Source organism: Mycobacterium sp., from assembly GCF_049281135.1.
Lineage (GTDB): Bacteria > Actinomycetota > Actinomycetes > Mycobacteriales > Mycobacteriaceae > Mycobacterium.
This window is the reverse complement of record NZ_JBAPRN010000371.1, coordinates 1-15,462: the sequence shown is the minus strand read 5'-3', so window position 1 is coordinate 15,462 and position 15,462 is coordinate 1. Positions and strand designations below refer to the sequence as shown.

At 64.9% G+C, this 15,462-nt stretch carries 19 protein-coding genes and 3 pseudogenes; 7 read left to right on the top strand and 15 right to left on the bottom strand.

What is annotated here, in order from left to right; translation table 11 throughout:
* The 7 genes and pseudogenes from WAN02_RS14995 to WAN02_RS14965 form a co-directional block, all read right to left on the bottom strand.
* On the bottom strand, positions 1–989 hold a 989-nt coding region (locus tag WAN02_RS14995), incomplete at its 3' end, for an esterase family protein (RefSeq protein ID WP_422264988.1).
* Between the two features lie 226 nt (positions 990–1,215).
* Positions 1,216–1,776 carry a cob(I)yrinic acid a,c-diamide adenosyltransferase gene (locus WAN02_RS14990; protein WP_422264990.1) on the bottom strand — a complete coding sequence of 187 codons (561 nt, stop codon included), beginning with the start codon at positions 1,774–1,776 and terminating at the stop codon, positions 1,216–1,218.
* Positions 1,777–1,944: 168 nt separating this feature from the next.
* Positions 1,945–2,157: pseudogene (locus WAN02_RS14985) on the bottom strand (MerR family transcriptional regulator); the annotation flags it as partial.
* Positions 2,158–2,229: 72 nt separating this feature from the next.
* Positions 2,230–3,057, bottom strand: a complete 828-nt coding sequence (locus WAN02_RS14980; protein ID WP_422264987.1) for an ABC transporter permease — start codon at positions 3,055–3,057, stop codon at positions 2,230–2,232.
* Positions 3,047–3,868 carry an ATP-binding cassette domain-containing protein gene (locus tag WAN02_RS14975; RefSeq protein WP_422264986.1) on the bottom strand — a complete coding sequence of 274 codons (822 nt, stop codon included), beginning with the start codon at positions 3,866–3,868 and terminating at the stop codon, positions 3,047–3,049. The genes WAN02_RS14980 and WAN02_RS14975 overlap by 11 nt, the downstream gene beginning before the upstream one ends.
* The gene (locus WAN02_RS14970) at positions 3,865–4,317 is read right to left on the bottom strand and encodes a MarR family winged helix-turn-helix transcriptional regulator (protein WP_422264985.1); all 453 of its coding nucleotides are present in this window, start codon (positions 4,315–4,317) and stop codon (positions 3,865–3,867) included. Before WAN02_RS14970 ends, WAN02_RS14975 begins: the two co-directional genes overlap by 4 nt.
* Before the next feature lie 56 nt (positions 4,318–4,373).
* Entirely contained in the window at positions 4,374–4,871 is a 498-nt protein-coding gene (locus WAN02_RS14965) for a metallophosphoesterase family protein (RefSeq protein WP_422264984.1), read from the bottom strand.
* 98 nt (positions 4,872–4,969) lie between these two features.
* Here WAN02_RS14965 and WAN02_RS14960 point away from each other — a divergent pair, with 98 nt between their 5' ends.
* Positions 4,970–5,425 (top strand): MaoC family dehydratase, encoded by a 456-nt coding sequence (locus WAN02_RS14960; RefSeq protein WP_422264983.1) that lies wholly within the window; start codon positions 4,970–4,972, stop codon positions 5,423–5,425.
* A 12-nt stretch (positions 5,426–5,437) separates the two neighbouring features.
* Positions 5,438–6,343, top strand: coding sequence for an alpha/beta fold hydrolase (locus tag WAN02_RS14955; RefSeq protein WP_422264982.1), 906 nt, complete (start codon positions 5,438–5,440; stop codon positions 6,341–6,343).
* Here WAN02_RS14955 and WAN02_RS14950 read toward each other — a convergent pair.
* Positions 6,340–7,632, bottom strand: coding sequence for an acyl-CoA dehydrogenase family protein (locus WAN02_RS14950; RefSeq protein ID WP_422264989.1), 1,293 nt, complete (start codon positions 7,630–7,632; stop codon positions 6,340–6,342). The two genes, WAN02_RS14955 and WAN02_RS14950, sit on opposite strands and share 4 nt — an antisense overlap.
* Positions 7,633–7,658: 26 nt before the next feature.
* Here WAN02_RS14950 and WAN02_RS14945 point away from each other — a divergent pair, with 26 nt between their 5' ends.
* Positions 7,659–8,273 carry a GNAT family N-acetyltransferase gene (locus WAN02_RS14945; protein WP_422264981.1) on the top strand — a complete coding sequence of 205 codons (615 nt, stop codon included), beginning with the start codon at positions 7,659–7,661 and terminating at the stop codon, positions 8,271–8,273.
* A 12-nt stretch (positions 8,274–8,285) separates the two neighbouring features.
* Here the strand turns inward: WAN02_RS14945 and WAN02_RS14940 are convergent, their stop codons facing one another.
* From WAN02_RS14940 to WAN02_RS14925, 4 genes are all read right to left on the bottom strand, one after another.
* Positions 8,286–8,507 (bottom strand): hypothetical protein, encoded by a 222-nt coding sequence (locus WAN02_RS14940; RefSeq protein WP_422264980.1) that lies wholly within the window; start codon positions 8,505–8,507, stop codon positions 8,286–8,288.
* A gap of 153 nt (positions 8,508–8,660) precedes the next feature.
* A complete protein-coding gene (locus WAN02_RS14935) occupies positions 8,661–9,752 on the bottom strand; it encodes a DUF4185 domain-containing protein (protein ID WP_422264979.1) in 1,092 nt (363 codons plus the stop codon).
* Between the two features lie 5 nt (positions 9,753–9,757).
* Entirely contained in the window at positions 9,758–10,552 is a 795-nt protein-coding gene (locus tag WAN02_RS14930) for a DUF427 domain-containing protein (RefSeq protein WP_422264978.1), read from the bottom strand.
* 7 nt (positions 10,553–10,559) lie between these two features.
* Positions 10,560–10,886 carry an antibiotic biosynthesis monooxygenase family protein gene (locus WAN02_RS14925; RefSeq protein ID WP_422264977.1) on the bottom strand — a complete coding sequence of 109 codons (327 nt, stop codon included), beginning with the start codon at positions 10,884–10,886 and terminating at the stop codon, positions 10,560–10,562.
* A gap of 61 nt (positions 10,887–10,947) precedes the next feature.
* On the opposite strand from WAN02_RS14925, the gene WAN02_RS14920 reads away from it, so the two are divergent.
* Positions 10,948–11,382, top strand: a complete 435-nt coding sequence (locus WAN02_RS14920; RefSeq protein WP_422264976.1) for a MarR family winged helix-turn-helix transcriptional regulator — start codon at positions 10,948–10,950, stop codon at positions 11,380–11,382.
* Here the strand turns inward: WAN02_RS14920 and WAN02_RS14915 are convergent.
* Entirely contained in the window at positions 11,379–12,053 is a 675-nt protein-coding gene (locus WAN02_RS14915; protein ID WP_422264975.1) for a TetR family transcriptional regulator, read from the bottom strand. The two genes, WAN02_RS14920 and WAN02_RS14915, sit on opposite strands and share 4 nt — an antisense overlap.
* Before the next feature lie 69 nt (positions 12,054–12,122).
* Between WAN02_RS14915 and WAN02_RS14910 the strand changes: the two genes are divergently transcribed.
* Both WAN02_RS14910 and WAN02_RS14905 read left to right on the top strand, forming a co-directional pair.
* Positions 12,123–13,190, top strand: coding sequence for a ferredoxin reductase (locus tag WAN02_RS14910; RefSeq protein WP_422264974.1), 1,068 nt, complete (start codon positions 12,123–12,125; stop codon positions 13,188–13,190).
* Between the two features lie 19 nt (positions 13,191–13,209).
* Positions 13,210–14,316 carry a fatty acid desaturase family protein gene (locus WAN02_RS14905; protein ID WP_422264973.1) on the top strand — a complete coding sequence of 369 codons (1,107 nt, stop codon included), beginning with the start codon at positions 13,210–13,212 and terminating at the stop codon, positions 14,314–14,316.
* Between the two features lie 6 nt (positions 14,317–14,322).
* Here the strand turns inward: WAN02_RS14905 and WAN02_RS14900 are convergent, their stop codons facing one another.
* Positions 14,323–14,787 carry a hypothetical protein gene (locus WAN02_RS14900; protein ID WP_422264972.1) on the bottom strand — a complete coding sequence of 155 codons (465 nt, stop codon included), beginning with the start codon at positions 14,785–14,787 and terminating at the stop codon, positions 14,323–14,325.
* A gap of 52 nt (positions 14,788–14,839) precedes the next feature.
* Between WAN02_RS14900 and WAN02_RS14895 the strand changes: the two are divergent.
* Positions 14,840–15,130, top strand: a pseudogene (locus WAN02_RS14895) (alpha/beta fold hydrolase); the annotation flags it as partial.
* Positions 15,131–15,151: 21 nt separating this feature from the next.
* On the opposite strand, the pseudogene WAN02_RS14890 reads toward WAN02_RS14895, so the two are convergent.
* Positions 15,152–15,462 (bottom strand): annotated as a pseudogene (locus tag WAN02_RS14890) (TetR/AcrR family transcriptional regulator); the annotation flags it as partial.

Below are 15,462 nucleotides of genomic sequence, written 5' to 3'. Positions count from 1 at the left end.
GTGGCGCCTTGACCGCCGCTTAGGGTCCGTTGAATGTCGGACTTCATCGCGACCAGTTGCTGGTTCCAGTAGCCCCAGTCATGCGTTCCGTTGGGCGGGAAGTTGAACGTTCCGTTGCGGCCGCCCGCTGCCGTGTAGTTGTCGCGGAACTGCTCGTTGGTGCGCAGCGTGAACTGCTCCAGGAACTTGGCCGGCATGCTATCGCCGCCAAGCTCGTTCGGAGTGCCGTTGCCGCAATACACCCAGATGCGGGTGTTGTTCTGCACCAGGCGGGGGATCTGGACCATCGCGTCGTTACGCTTCCAGGCCGGGTCGCTGGTCGGGCCCCACATGTTGGTGGCGTTGTAACCGCCCGCATCGCCCATCGCCAGACCGATCAGCGTCGGCCACCAACCCTCGGAGGGGTTCAGGAAGCCGGACAGCGACGCCGCGTAGGAGAACTGCTGCGGGTAGTACGCGGCCAGGATCATTGACGAACCGCCGGCCATCGAAAGACCCACGGCGGCATTGCCGTTCGGCGAGATGCCCCGATTCGCCTGCAGGTACGTCGGAAGCTCCCTGGTCAAGAAGGTTTCCCACTTGTAGGTCTGGCAGCCCGCCTTGCCGCAAGCCGGCTGGTACCAGTCGCTATAGAAGCTGGACTGTCCGCCGACCGGCATGATCACCGACAGGCCGGACTGGTAGTACTCCTCGAACGCGGGAGTGTTGATGTCCCAACCGTTGAAGTCGTCCTGGGCGCGCAGCCCGTCGAGCAGGTAGACCGCGTGCGGTCCGCCGCCCTGGAACTGGACCTTGATGTTGCGGCCCATGGCCGCTGACGGGACTTGTAGATACTCGACCGGCAGACCCTTTTTGGAGAATGCCCCCACGGTCGCCGAGCCGCCGATAGCACCGACCAGACCGGCCAGCAGTGCTGCCCCGATGGCCGCGATTGCCAATCTGCGCGGCAAGTGTGCTGCCGCACCGCGGAATTTCTCTGCGAACTTCATAGCTCCTATCCCAACTTTCATTTGCCGCATAAGCGGTCGAATAGCTGTCTGTGGCAGTCAAACACGCAAGTAACTACAAGCCTGTCAGTCGCCTCGGGGTGTGCGGTCGCGGTTCGCTAACGATTGAGACGCGAGTGTCACCGGCAGATAACGATTACGACTCGGCGGGACCGAGCGCCGAAAATGTATTCGGCTGAGGCAAATTCAGCCGGGGCGGGTACTGCGGCTACGAATTCTGTTGTACTGCAGACATTGTCGCCCGGGGAACCCAGGTCCGCTGATCGACAGAGACGGCTCGCGCGACAATGAACAGCAGGTCGGAGAGGCGGTTCAGGTACCGGACGATCTCCGGGTTCAGATCATCGACGGACACTGCTCGACGCTCCGCCCGGCGACAGACGGTACGGGCCACGTGGAGTTCCGCCGCAGCTGAGCCGCCTCCGGGCAGCACGAACGACGCCAGTGCGGTGAGTTGGGCGTTGGCTTCGTCGCAGCGCCGCTCCAACCGGTCGACGTACGCGTCGGTGATCCGGAGCCCCTCGCGGTCCGCCGGGCTGGACAGGTCGGCGCCGACGTCGAACAGTTCGTTTTGGATCTCGGCGACCCAACCGGCGAAGGGTTCCTCCTGTAGATGAGTAAGGACCACGCCGAGCTGGGCGTTGAGTTCGTCGACCTCGCCGACGGCCTCGATCCTCGGGTCGTCCTTCGGCACGCGGCCCGGGCCGGCGTTTGAGGTATCGCCACCGTCGCCGCCACGGGTGTAGATCGTCGTCAGGTTCACGTTCACGGTTGCCTCCGTTGCTTGAATGATCTCTTCGGTCGGGTGATCGGAGGAGTCGAGTGCAGACAGCAGACGCTCGAGCCGTCGATTCAGCTCCGAGGTCTGCCGCAAACGATCACGAACCTGCTGCAGATGGAGCCGGACCACGGACGGGAGGTCTTCGCCGTCCAGAGCCCGTCTGATTTCCTCTAGTCGGAAGCCGAGGCTGCGCATGGCGGTGATCTGGTAGAGCTTTTCCGCCTGTTCAGCCGTGTATCGTCGGTGGCCCGCGCCCGTTCGCGAGGCCGGTGCGATCAGCCCGACCTGTTCGTAGTGGTGCAGGGCTCGCACGGTGACGCCAGCAGCCTCGGCGAGTTCACCGACGCTCCACTCCTGGTTGCCGCTCATCGCATGAACCTACGACCTGACGGTACGTGAGGTGCAAGCCTTCCGTGAAAGCCGCTCGGGTTGCCGGTCGGGTCAGGTCACCAGGCGTCGCAAAAGCGTTGACGCAGTGGTGATTCCGAGGACCGCCGCCACCAGTAGCACCAGTATGTCCAGCGGGTTGAATGGCGTGCCGATCAGCAGCGCCCGCAATGCGTGAACCTCATAACTGAGCGGGTTGACCGTGCTGAGCACGTGCAGCCAGGCCGGCATGACGTCGACCGGATACAGCGCGTTGGAGGCAAAGAACAGCGGCATGGTGATCGCCTGGCCGATTCCCATCAACCGGTCGCGGCTGCGCACCAGCCCGGCCAGCGTCATCGACAGGCAAGCGAAAAACGCCGAACCCAGCATCACGACGGCCATCGCGGCCAGGATCCTCAGCGGGTTGATGGTCATCCCGATGCCCATCACATCAGCCAGGGCCAGCACGCCGACGACCTGGGCCACCGATCGCACGCCCGCCGCGAACGCCTTGCCGGAGATCAGCGACGACGCGGGCGCCGGTGTCACCATCAGCTTGGCCAGGATGCCGGCGTCGCGGTCCCAGATGATCTGGACGCCATAGAAGATCGAGATGAACAGCGCCGACTGGGCGATGATGCCTGGCGCCAGGAACGCCAGGTAGGACACCGGCCCGGTATTGATCACGTGCAGCTTGCTGAACGTTGTCCCGAAGATCAGTAGCCACAACGCCGGTTGCACCATCCGTGTGACGAGCTCGGTGCGATCGCGGCGCAGCTTCTGCATCTCCACGATCGCGAATGCGCTGACGCGGCTCAACGTCGCGGGCAGGCGTTGCCACCCGCGCGGCGCACGAGTCAGCGGCAACGGGGTGGGCTTGATGACGGTATCAACCGGCACGGCTGGCAACCTTTCTGCTGGAACGGATTTCACGGAACGACCCGGAGCCCTCGGCTTGCGTCGACAAGTCCGACGCGGTGTAGTGCCGGAAGACGTCTTCGAGCGTGGCGCACGACGAGACCGTCGCCTTCAACTTGGTCGGCGTCCCGACGGCGCGCAGCGTGCCGTGATGCATCAGCGCAACCCGGTCGCACAGGGCGTCGGCCTCTTCCATGTAATGCGTGGTCAGCAACACGGTCATGCCGAACTGACCCTGCATGTTCAGCACGTGCGTCCAGACGCGGTCGCGCGCGATCGGATCCAGCCCCACCGTCGGTTCGTCGAGGACCAGCAGTGACGGGCGGTTGACCAACGCCTGGGCCACCTCCAGGCGCCGGACCAGCCCGCCGGAATAGGTTCCCGCCGGACGATCGGCGACGTCGAGCAATTCCATGGCGTCCAGTGCTTCATCCACCCGCTCGGATCGCTGCGCGCGCGGCACACCGTACAACCGGGCGAACCAGGTCACGTTCTGCCGGCCGGTCAGCGCCGGCTCGATCGAAAGTTGCTGCGGGACATAACCGATGTTGCTGCGGATATCGATCGTCTGATCGCGGGCGTCCAGGCCGAGGATGCGCAGCTCGCCGTGCTGCACCGGGGTCAGTGTGGTGAGCATCCGTACCACCGTGGTTTTGCCGGCGCCGTTGGGTCCCAGCAGGCCCATCGTCTCGCCCGGCCGCACCTGCAACGTCACGTCGTCGACGGCGGTGAAGCTGCCGTAGCGATAGGTCAGATTGCGGGCGTCGACCGCCTTCGGTAGTGCTGCGCTCATTGTGGCCGCTCCTGTAGTCGTCGGGTCATTGTGTCGAGTACCTCTAATCCCTTTGCCAGAGAATCGATTTGGGTGTCATCGAGTTCGTTGAGTACCTCGGCCAGCGCTGCCTTCCGGGTCGCGCGCGAACTATTGACGATCTGCTGGGCGGTTCCGGTCAGCCGTAACTGGCCGATGCGGCGGTCGGTTCGACCCGCGGTCCGCACCAGCAGGCCCTTGTCGACCAACTTGGACACCAGGGTCGAGGCGGTGTTGGCGACCAGGCCCAGCTCGGCCGCCGCAGCGCTGACCGAGATGTCTGGTTGGCGGCCGACCAGGAACAGCAATTCCGACTGCGATTCGGTGAGCCGTACCGAGTCGAAACCCCGCCCGGTCGATCTGCGAAGTTGCCGACGGAATCTGCCGATGACCCGCGACACCTCGGTGACGGGATCGATGAGAGTGTTCACTTGTATCTGTTTACGAGCTAAATATGTGTGGACGCTATGCCCGAGCTAGCAGCGAGCTACTTCTCCAACCGATGCAGCGCTACCTGGGTGAGCGCACCGCCGTCGACGCGCGCGGTCATGTAGGTGCAGAACGGCTGCCGGCGGCGATCGGTCGGTGAGCCCGGGTTCAGCAGCCGCAGCCCAGTGTCGGTCGTGGTGTCCCAGGGGATGTGGCTGTGGCCGAACACCAGTACGTCGGTGTCGGGGTATTGGCGTGACATCCGGGCGTCCCGGCCGGCGGTGGAGCCGCTCTCGTGGACGACGGTGAAGCGCAGCCCGTCCAAAACGACGTCGGCACGTTCGGGCAGTCGTGAACGCAGCACCGGCCCGTCGTTGTTGCCCCAGCACGCCACCAGTCGCGCGGCCCTGGCCGTCAGCTCATCGAGCAGCTCGGGTGCCACCCAGTCGCCGGCATGCAGGACGACGTCTGCCTGCGCCACCTCGTCCCACACCCGCGCCGGCAGATCGCGGGCCCGGCGCGGCACATGCGTATCGGCGAGAAGCAGCAACCTCACCCCGCCATCCTCTACCAAGGCCGACGGTGTCTCCTCGACGGGCGAGTGGCACGATGCTTATTAGCGCGCCCGCTTCCGACTAAAAGGAGACAAACGCCATGCGCATCTTCGAATCAGTCGCCGACCTCGCCGCGATCAAGGGTGAAAGCATCGGAGAAAGCGAGTGGGTGACGATCAGCCAGGAAGACGTCAACCTGTTCGCCGATGCGACCGGTGATCACCAGTGGATCCATGTCGACCCGGAGCGGGCGGCCAAGGGCCCGTTCGGCAAGACGATCGCGCACGGTTTCATGACCCTGGCGCTGCTGCCGCGGCTGCAGCACCAGATGTACACCGTCAACGGCATCAAGCTGGCAATCAACTACGGCCTCAATAAGGTCCGCTTTCCCGCGCCGGTCCCGGTCGGCTCTCGCGTCCGGGCGAAGAGTTCTCTGGTCAATGTCGAGGACCTGGGCAACGGCGCGGTGCAGGCCACCGTGTCGACCACCGTGGAGGTCGAGGGCTCGGACAAACCGGCGTGCGTGGCCGAGAGCGTCGTTCGCTACATCGCGTAGGGCGGCGGGGTCGTGGACGCCGGCCTGGCTTCCTGGCTGGACGAAGGACTGTACTTCGACTATCTCGGCTTCGAGATCTTCTATCGGGTGGAGGGCAGCGGTCCTCCGCTGCTGTTGATCCACGGTTACCCGTTCAATTCCTTTGACTGGGAGCCGATTTGGCCGACATTGACGCAGCGATTCACGGTGATCGCGCCCGACATGATGGGAATGGGCTTCTCGGCCAAGCCCGTCGCGTACGAATACTCGGTGCATGACCATGCCGACATGCACGAGGCGCTGCTGGCTCACCTGGGCATCGGTAACGCGCACATCCTGGCCCATGACATCGGCGACTCGGTCGGCCAGGAATTGTTGGCCCGTCACGAATTTCGTCAACACGCCTATGGCGCGCTGAGCATCGACTCGATCACCTGGCTCAACGGCGGCATGTTCGTCGAGACCTACACGCCGCGGGCGGCGCAGAAGCTGATGTCGGGAACTCCGCTGGGCGACATCTTGAGTCCGGTGCAGAACAGTCCGTTGTCACGTCGGCTACTCGAGCCGACGTTGCGGGAGATGTTCGGTCCCAACACCAAACCGACACGACACATGATGGACGTGTTCAGTCAGATCCTGGACTACAACGACGGCCGGCGCGTGCTGCACAAGGTCGGCCGTTTCATCAAAGACCGCCATACCCACCGGAATCGGTGGGTGCGGGCGATGCGAGAGACCGACGTTCCGATGCGGTTGATCGACGGACCGATCGACCCCAACTCCGGTGCGCACATGGCCCGCCGTTACGCCGAGGTGATCCCCGACCCCGACGTGGTGATGCTCGCCGACGACATCGGGCACTGGCCACAACTCGAAGCGCCCGACGCGGTGCTGACACACTTTCTCGCCCACATCGACCGTGTCACCGCCGCCGGTTAGAACTCGGCGACCGCGTGCTCCAAACGCTCGGCGAACCGGGCCTGCGCCTCGGCACGTCGGGTCGGCAGGTGCTGCGACGGGAAAGGTGTTGACACCGGCTCATACTCGCGCAGTGTGCGGCGAGCCACGGTCATCTTGTGCAATTCGGTGGCACCATCGGCGATCCCCAACGACTCCGCGGCGATCATCATCTTGATGAACGGCATCTCGTTGGAGACCCCGAGCGCGCCGTGTAAGTGCAGTGCGCGCTGAGCGACATCGTGCAGCACCTGCGGCATCGCCACCTTGACCGCAGCGATATCGCGGCGGACCTTCTGGTAGTCGTGGTGCTTGTCGATCAGCCATGCGGTGCGCAGCACCAACAACCGGAACTGCTCGATCTGGATCCAGCTGTCGGCGATCTTCTCCTGGGTCATCTGGAAATCCGACAGCGGACCCATCCGGGTCTGGCGGGAGACCGCTCGCTCACACATCATGTTGAATGCCCGCCGGGCCAACGCGATGGTGCGCATGGCGTGATGAATGCGCCCGCCGCCCAGCCGGGTCTGCGCGATTGCGAAGGCCTGGCCCTCGCCGCCGAGGATGTGGTCGGCCGGCACCCGGACGTCGGTGTAACCGACGTAGCCGTGGGTGGCGTGCGACTCCGTGCCGACCCCGACGTTGCGGATGATCTCGACGCCCGGTGTCCCGGCGGGGACGATGAACAACGACATCTTGTCGCGGGTGCGGGCGTCAGGGTTGGTGACTGCCATGACGATGAAGAAGGTCGCGTGGCGGGCGTTGGTGGAAAACCATTTCTCGCCGTTGATGACCCAGGAGTCGCCGTCGCGCTCGGCGCGGGTCACGAACAGGCCCGGATCCGAACCGCCTTGCGGTTCGGTCATGGAGTAACACGAAGTGATCTCGCCGGCGAGCAGTGGCTCCAAATAGCGCGTCTTCTGTTCGGGGGTGCCGAACAGGGCCAGGATCTCGGCGTTGCCGGAGTCCGGTGCCTGCGAGCCGAACACCGACGGGGCCCAGCGGGACCGGCCCACGATTTCATTCAGCAGCGCGAGCTTGACCTGGCCATAGCCTTGGCCGCCGAGTTCGGGTTTGAGGTGCGCCGCCCACAGGCCGTGATCTCTGACCTGCTGCTGCAAGGGACGCAGCACCGCCATAGTCTCGGGATTCTTCTTGTCATACGGGTCGAGCGCCACCAGGTCGAGCGGCTCGAGCTCGTTGACCATGAATTCTTCGACCCAGTCCAGTTTCTGCTGGTATTCGGGGTCGGTTTCGAAGTCCCACACGATTCCCGACGCTACTACTCTGGCTGTCAATGACAATCCACACGCGTCCGGGGCACAAGGCCGATGTCTCTGAGCTGTCGCACGCTCTTGGCCGCGCCTTCTATGACGACCCGGTATCGGTCTGGATCATGCCCGACCCCAAGGCGCGGGCAGCGCACCTGCGGAAGTTCTTCGCGACCGTCACCCGCCACCACCATCTCGCCGGTGGCGGTGTGGAGGTGGCCACCGACGGGTCGACCATCGGCGCGGCGGCACTCTGGGATCCGCCGGGCCGATGGAAGCAGTCGGGTCGCGAGCAGCTGATGATGCTGCCGTCGTTCATCCTCGGGTTCGGCCCGCGGCTGACTACGGCCCGCAAGCTCGGTGGACTGCTCGAGCAGATGAAGTCACAGCACCCGGAGGAACCGCACTGGTATCTCGCGGTGATCGGCAGTGACACCTCGGTGCGTGGCAAAGGCTACGGGCAGGCGCTGATGCAGTCGCGCCTCGACCGTGTCGACGCCGAACATGCACCCGCCTATCTCGAATCCAGCAAGGCCGAAAACGTCCCGTACTACCAGCGATTCGGCTTCGAGGTCACCGGCGAGATCGTCATTCCCGACGGGGGTCCGACACTCTGGCCGATGTGGCGGGCGCCACGCTGAATACTCAGCCGCTTAGGCAGCCTTAGGTGGCGCGCCTGCAGCGATCGGGCGGCGCAGCACAACGAGGTCCCAGGCGAATGTTATTGGCGCAGAGGTCATTCTCGGCACGAGTTCACGCGGGGCATCGGGAAAAGTGTGGCTGACCTGCGACAGGTTGGTACCGGCTCCGGCGCCGGCGGCGCGGAGGTAGGCCTCCCAGAACTCGCCCGTGGTCTGCGGGTCCAGATTTGTCATGATGGTCTCCTTGGTTGTGGTGGTGCACGTCACAGATCCGCGTTGACCTCCAATGCATTCCACGACCAGCGGGTGAGACCGGTTCGGCCACTGTGACGAGTGACTCACAGCTGGCGAGTCGGGGGGCCCGATGCTAGCGACCGCGCATCGCGGTCAGATCAGCGGAACCCCGGAGGACGGTGAGTCGCTCCTCGGATGACGGGTCCGAGTGGCGTCGTGCAGCGTCGCGCGGAATTGCATTGCCCGATAAGGCCATCCACGTGAAGTGTTCCACTGCGATACCACCAGGCCGACGCCCCCAACCACGTCGAGCCTCGAACCGGGCAGGACGTATCCGCCGTAGAGCTGCGCGACCCGGCTGCCGGCGTGGTCTTCGTCATCCCAGTCCGACCCGACGATCGGATGCTGCAGCGGCGCGGCACGCACCGCGGTGGGGGATTTCAGCACCCGGTAGCCGAGCGCGTAGTGCGAGGACAGGAATCCGCCGAGAATCCATCGACCGTCGGCCAGTCGCCGCAGCGACAGCTCACCCCAGCTCTCTCCCGGGGGCGTCACCGGCGTCGGCGCTGTGCCCCATGACCACAGGCCACGGGCGCGGCCCCAGCCGGAGTACTTGCGCGGGTCGGCGATGTCTTCGGGTCGGACCCGCCGCAGGATGATTCCCTTGTCGCGCTGAAAACCGGTGGATACCACGTAGATCCAGCCGTCGACCGGGTCGTGGTCCCACGACCAGCACTGCGCCTGACCGTCGTGCAGTCCGGCCGGAAACCTGGTCTTGTCGCCCATGCGGTGCCACGAGATACCGCTGTCGTCGGAGCGCCAGATCTCGGTCCACACCACGTTGCCGAAGCCCCGGTTGACGATCGCGTGCAGGTAGAGCGAGTCGCCCACCCGCAGCAGATCGGAGGGGATCACCGTGCTGATGCCGCGGCGCGGCCGCCCCGACCGGCCGGTGCGATGTGTGTACTGCCAAAGCTGTTGTGCGAAAGTCGGATCAACCCCGCCGGCGCGGTGGTACGTGATCGGATGGCCGGCGTCGCCGGCGCCGATCAGGATTACCGGTGAACGCCAGTCGCCTTCTCCAACGCGGTTGCCGGAGAAGGTGTCTCCGAACACCGACACCAACGTTCCATTGGGCGCGATCACCGATGCGCCCAGGTCGGTGCACGTCACGCCCCACCGATCGGTGAGGCCTGGACCGGTGATGTCGGCCAGCTTGCCTTCTTTGCGATGCGCGGTGGCCACCGCGCTCAGTCCGAGAACGGGGTGATGGGCCGTGGCCGTCGCTGGCCATCCACGATCACGCCCACCCGTTCGTTGAAGAACGCGACGAGGTCGCGGATGGGCTCTGCTTCCCGAAGCGGATGGTGATAGGTCCACGCGATGTCGGCGGGGCCGCCGGGCACCGACAGATACGACGCCCGGCCCTTATAGGCGCAGTAGCTCACCGTCTCACTCGGCTCGAGATCGACGGCGACGTCAGTGCGGGGAAGGTAGAACCGGGTCGGAAGCAAGGTCTCGAACAACAGCAGCGGCCGTGACGACTCGGCCAGCAAGCGGCCATCCGATTCGACGCGGACATGCCGACTGCTGGCGAGGATGTCGATGCGTTTGAACGGGTCGTGCGGGTGGGAGACGATCGGCTCGTCTTCCTCATGCCAGCTGAAGGCCCTGAAGTCGAAGGTGAGGTACCCGGCCAGGTCTGGATCGTCAGGCCGGAATGCCGCCGCGGAGCATCGCCGCCCGCCGACGACGACATCGAACATCTCGCCGGTACAGCTGTGCGTGGCAAAGGGATTCGTCGGGACCAGGATGGGCAGCTCGGCAAGGTCGTCGACTCGGCCCGCCGATTCCAGCCGGGCCGTGACATCGGCTTGCGGCACTGCGTAGGTCGGGACGACCCGCCGCGGCTCCCACACCAGCAGTCCGTCGATCGTGTCGGCTACCGGCTCGCCGTTCAGGTCGATCCGCAGGTGCTTCTCGGTGGGCTCGTAGCGCAGCGACGACAGTGCGCCGCCGAGCAGGTCTCGCATTGTGCCGGCCATGCCACCATCATGGCGCGGAATGCACCGACTCAACGGTGTACAGATGCGGTTCGAATCCGTCCGCCAAGTCCGCGCAGCGCGTCATGTGTTCCTGGGCCGCGGGATTGCTCCGCATCGCCTGCATCGCTTCCGCGTTGCGCCATTGCGCGTAATTGACCACCCGAGTGCCGTCGGTGCTGAGGTGGATATTCGCCGAGATGAAGCCGTCAATGTGCTGCATAACGTCCTCGGTGGCCGCGGTTAACAGATCGGCGAGTTCTCGAGCCCGCTCGGGCTGCACGGTGAACACGTTGATCAATGTCGCGTGGTCGGCGTGTGCGGTGATGGTCGACATGATGTTCTCCCTTGTGTCAGGTTCCTGACTTTGACGGTAGCACAGGTGTAAGGTTCCTGTCATGCAGACGTCTGAGGCGGAGCGCTCCATCGGCTATCTGGTGAAACGGGTTCAGCAAGGTCTACGGCGCCGATGCGACCTGGCGTTGAAACCGACCGGTCTGTCGATGGCCCAGTATTCGACGTTGCGGGCGCTGTATGAACACCCTGATGCTTCGGCCGCCGAACTGGCGCGGCTGTGCTTCGTGACTCGGCAGTCGTTGCAGGACGTGCTGAGCGGCTTGCGTGCGGGGGGACTGGTCGAGACGGCCGACGCGCCGCCGCGCGGGCGCGCCCGATCCCTGGAGTTGACGCGCCTGGGATCGCGGCGTCTCGGCGCCGCGCACGACGCGGTGTTCGCCGTCGAAGCAGTGATGCTGCAGGGTATTTCGGCGCGCGATCGGCGAACCGTCGCCGAAGCTTTACTGCGCTGCGCGGAGAACGTCGAAGATGCCTAGGGGCTGCTGCGCCAGCCGGTGACGCCGATGACGATCAGCCGCAGTTGCTTGACCGCTGTTATGCGGATCTCCTCGATCGCATCGGCGCCCTGGACGTCTTCGAGTGCCTCGGCGATGACGATCATCGAGTTGACGAACAGACTCGCCAGCACGTTGAGGTCCTCGGTGCTCCACGCGTTCAGACCCGGAAATCGGGCGAGGTCGGTGGCCAGTTCCGACGTCAACAGCCGGAATTCGGTGCGGATGGCATACCGCAGAACCGTGACGCCGCTGGAGCGTTCGCGTCCGATGAAACGCCAGTGCTCGCGACGTTCGGTGATGCTGGCGACCACGATCTCGACCGACGATTCGATCACCCGGTTGGGGTCGAGCTTGCCGGCGCGCGCGCCGCGCAGCATGTCACGCAAGGTCCGAAACGACTCATCGATCAGGACCAGCCCGAGGGCATCCATCGATTCGAAGTGACGGTAGAACGCTCCCGGGACGATCCCGGCCTCCCGGGTGACCTCACGCAAGCTCAATCCGCTGAAACTGCGCTCGTCGAGCAGCTTGAGGGCGGCGGCCACGATGGCCCGGCGAGTCGCCTCTTTGCGTTCTTCGCGGGAGGGTCCCTCGCGGCTACGACTGCGGCTCGACCTGTGCGGCCGTGAGCTAGGCGCACGACTGTTCACCGTGTGAACCGTACCACAGACCTGGGGAAACACTTGACGAGCAGGGCTATGTGCGCGCACGGTATACATATGTTCACTCAGAACTCCACACAAACTTTGACGAGGCGGGTGCTGGGCTCAAACCTGGTCAACCTGCTCACCGGTCCGCACGGCGTCGACCGATACACCGAACAGGTTGATCCGGCCTGGACGCTGGCTGAAGGCCGCGCGAAGGTCGTCGACGTGCGACGGGACACCCCGCGCAGCGTCACTCTGGTGCTGGCGCCCAACGAGGCGTTCACCGACACGATCAAGGCCGGGCAATACGTCAACCTCAGCGTCGAGATCGACGGGCGCCGGCACACCCGGTGCTACTCACCGGCCAACGCCGAGGGCTCCTCGCATGTCGAGCTGACCATCGGCCATCACGACGGCGGACTGGTCTCGACCTATCTGTACGAGCGTGCGCGTCGCGGGATGGTGGTCGGTCTGAGCGGTGGCGGCGGCGACTTCGTCTTGCCCGCCCAGCGGCCCACCCGCATTCTGTTCGTTTCGGGCGGAAGCGGGATTACGCCGGTTATGGCGATGCTGCGCACGCTGGTCAACGAGGGCCAGGCGGGCGAGATCGCTTTCGTGCACTACTCGCGCAACGCCGCTGAGGCGTGCTACCGCGACGAGCTCGCCGCGATGCCGGGCGTGCGAGTGCTGCATGGCTACACCCGATCAGCCGGCGGCGATCTCGACGGCCGGTTCGGCCCAGGCCACCTGGCCGCGGCCATGCCGGAACCTGACGCGGTCTTCGTCTGTGGTCCAACCGCTTTGGTCGAGGCCGTCCGTGAGCACTGCGACAACGTGTACTCGGAGAGCTTCGTGGCACCGTCGTTCGACCTGCCCGCGCAGCCAACGGGTGGTTGGGTCACCTTCGCGGACAGCAGCATTGACGTCGTCGACGATGGCCGCCCGCTGCTGGAGCAGGCCGAATCGGCCGGACTGAACCCAGCCAGCGGATGCCGGATGGGCATCTGCCACACCTGCACACGCCGCAAGACCAGCGGCGTCGTGCGCAACCTGACCACCGGTGCGGTGTCGACAGCACCCGACGAGGACGTGCAGATCTGCGTGTCCGTTCCCGTCGGCGACGTCGATATCGCTCTCTAGAGACACAGGAGACTTCACGATGACACAGGCAAAGATCACCCTGACTCCCGAGCAGGCCGAGGCATTCGGCGCTGAACTCGACGCCATCAAAGAACGCGTGGTGGCCGACCTCGGCCAGCGCGACGCCGACTACATCCGTCGCGTCATCAAGACGCAGCGCGCACTCGAAGTGGGCGGCCGCGCCCTGCTGTTCGCCGGGATCTTTCCGCCGGCCTGGCTGGCGGGCACCGCGATGCTCGGGATCTCAAAGATCCTGGACAACATGGAGATCGGCCACAACATCATGCACGGCCAGTACGACTGGATGCGTGACCCGTCGATCCGCGGCCGGGAATTCGAGTGGGACACCGCATGCCCGGCCGACCAATGGCGGCACTCGCACAACTACATGCACCACACCCACACCAACATCGTGGGCATGGACCGCGACATCGGGTACGGCATCCTGCGGATGAGCGAGGACCAGAAGTGGAAGCCGTACTTCTTGGGCAACCCGGTCTACGCCTTCCTGCTGATGGTGCTGTTCCAATACGGGGTCGCGCTGCATGAAATGGAAAGCGAGCGAATCACCTCCGGTGAGATCCGGCTGGCGGACAAACGTGAAGTCCTACAGGAGATTTGGCGCAAGACCCGCAAGCAGGTGCTCAAGGACTACGTCGCCTTCCCGCTGCTGGCCGGGCCGTTCGCCCCGTTCGTGTTCACCGGCAACCTGACCGCCAACCTGATGCGCAACGTATGGTCCTACATGATCATCTTCTGCGGCCACTTCCCTGACGGCACACAGGAATTCACCGTCGAAGAGACTCAGGGCGAGTCGCGCGGCATGTGGTATTTCCGCCAGGTTCTCGGTTCGGCAAACCTGACCGGTGGCAAGCTCTTTCACCTGCTCTCCGGTCACCTGTCGCACCAGATCGAGCACCACCTCTTCCCGGACATGCCCGCCCAGCGGTACTCGGAGATCGCGTCCGAGGTGCAGGAAATCTGCCGGCGCTACGGCATTCCGTACAACTCGGGCTCACTGCCGAAGCAGTTCGGCACCGTGGTGCGCAAGATCATCCGGCTGGCCGTGCCGCCGAAGGACCGCAACGACGTGAAGCCGAAGGACCGCGAGCCGGCCGCCGCCTGAGCGCGGTCACCCCAGCTCGTAGGACTCCCGCGACACTCGGAAGAAGTGACCGGTGCTGGCGTCGGTGCATCTGATCGCCGACTGCTCGCTCTTGCAGGAGATTGCGCCCGCTGAAACCGGTTGGTCGGAACTCTCCGGGTCGGAGGCCGCCAACGTGCCTGGACTGTAGCCCACAATCGGAAACTGGCCCCGCATGAGTACGAGGGAGCTGGTGGCGTCGGGCCGGCCCGGCGGGGGCGGTCGCGGTGGCATCCAGCTCTGGTTGACGATGTCGCACTGCACGAAATTCTTACCGAGCCCCAGTTTGTCTGAGGGAGGGGCGTTGACCAGGTTGCAGGAGATGTCTCCCGATGGCGACTGGAACTGCTCGGAGAAAGGATTGGCGTGCGCACTTGCCGGAAAGCCGATCGTCGCCGCGGCGATCGCGGCGCACACCCCCGCAATCATGCAGGTATTGCCACGAATGGCCACCCTTCGTTTATAGCGGCGATTGGTTTCGCTGCCGTTGCTAGATTGTCAAGCCATGGTTACTCCGCCGGCTCTGGACGGCGTCGATCACAAGGATGTCGATCTCGGTGATGGCGTGACGATTCACGTCGCCGACGCTGGACCCGCCGAGGGGCCGCCGGTGATGCTGGTGCACGGCTTCCCGGAGAACTGGTGGGAGTGGCACGAGTTGATCGGACCCCTGGCCGCCGACGGCTACCGCGTGCTGTGCCCCGATTTGCCCGGTGCGGGCTGGAGTTCGGCGCCGCTCTCCCGATACCTGAAGAACGACATGGCCGACGACCTGGCGGCTGTGCTGGACCGGTTGCGCGCCTTCCTCAAAATCTGATCAGTGCCGATAGCCGAGCATCGCGACCGAGGCCTGCACCGCGGGTTCGACGATCTCGCGCATAGTGTGCCCGTCTTCGACTGCCAGAGCGGTCAATTCGCGTAGGCCGCCCACCAGGATCACCGCTTTCGGCTGGGTCAACGGTGGCAGTCCGGCGTTCTGAAAGCCGGCGCTCTCGGTGAGGTTCATCAGCAGGCTCGTCAGCAACTGCATACCGCGACGTTGGAACGGTCGCGCCGCGGCGTCCAATGACGGCAGCTCGCGAATCCAGCTCAGGGTGAGCGCCGGACGCGACTCGATGTGGCCGACGT

Excerpts from the sequence above, each read along its gene's own strand:
- WAN02_RS14940 (WP_422264980.1), bottom strand. The coding sequence starts at position 8,507 with ATGACAAATCTGGACCCGCAGACCACGGGCGAGTTCTGGGAGGCCTAC.
- WAN02_RS14945 (WP_422264981.1), top strand. The coding sequence starts at position 7,659 with ATGACAATCCACACGCGTCCGGGGCACAAGGCCGATGTCTCTGAGCTG.
- WAN02_RS14925 (WP_422264977.1), bottom strand. The coding sequence starts at position 10,886 with ATGTCGACCATCACCGCACACGCCGACCACGCGACATTGATCAACGTG.
- WAN02_RS14920 (WP_422264976.1), top strand. The coding sequence starts at position 10,948 with ATGCAGACGTCTGAGGCGGAGCGCTCCATCGGCTATCTGGTGAAACGG.
- WAN02_RS14975 (WP_422264986.1), bottom strand. The coding sequence starts at position 3,868 with ATGAGCGCAGCACTACCGAAGGCGGTCGACGCCCGCAATCTGACCTAT.
- WAN02_RS14960 (WP_422264983.1), top strand. The coding sequence starts at position 4,970 with ATGCGCATCTTCGAATCAGTCGCCGACCTCGCCGCGATCAAGGGTGAA.
- WAN02_RS14930 (WP_422264978.1), bottom strand. The coding sequence starts at position 10,552 with ATGGCCGGCACAATGCGAGACCTGCTCGGCGGCGCACTGTCGTCGCTG.
- WAN02_RS14905 (WP_422264973.1), top strand. The coding sequence starts at position 13,210 with ATGACACAGGCAAAGATCACCCTGACTCCCGAGCAGGCCGAGGCATTC.
- WAN02_RS14910 (WP_422264974.1), top strand. The coding sequence starts at position 12,123 with ATGTTCACTCAGAACTCCACACAAACTTTGACGAGGCGGGTGCTGGGC.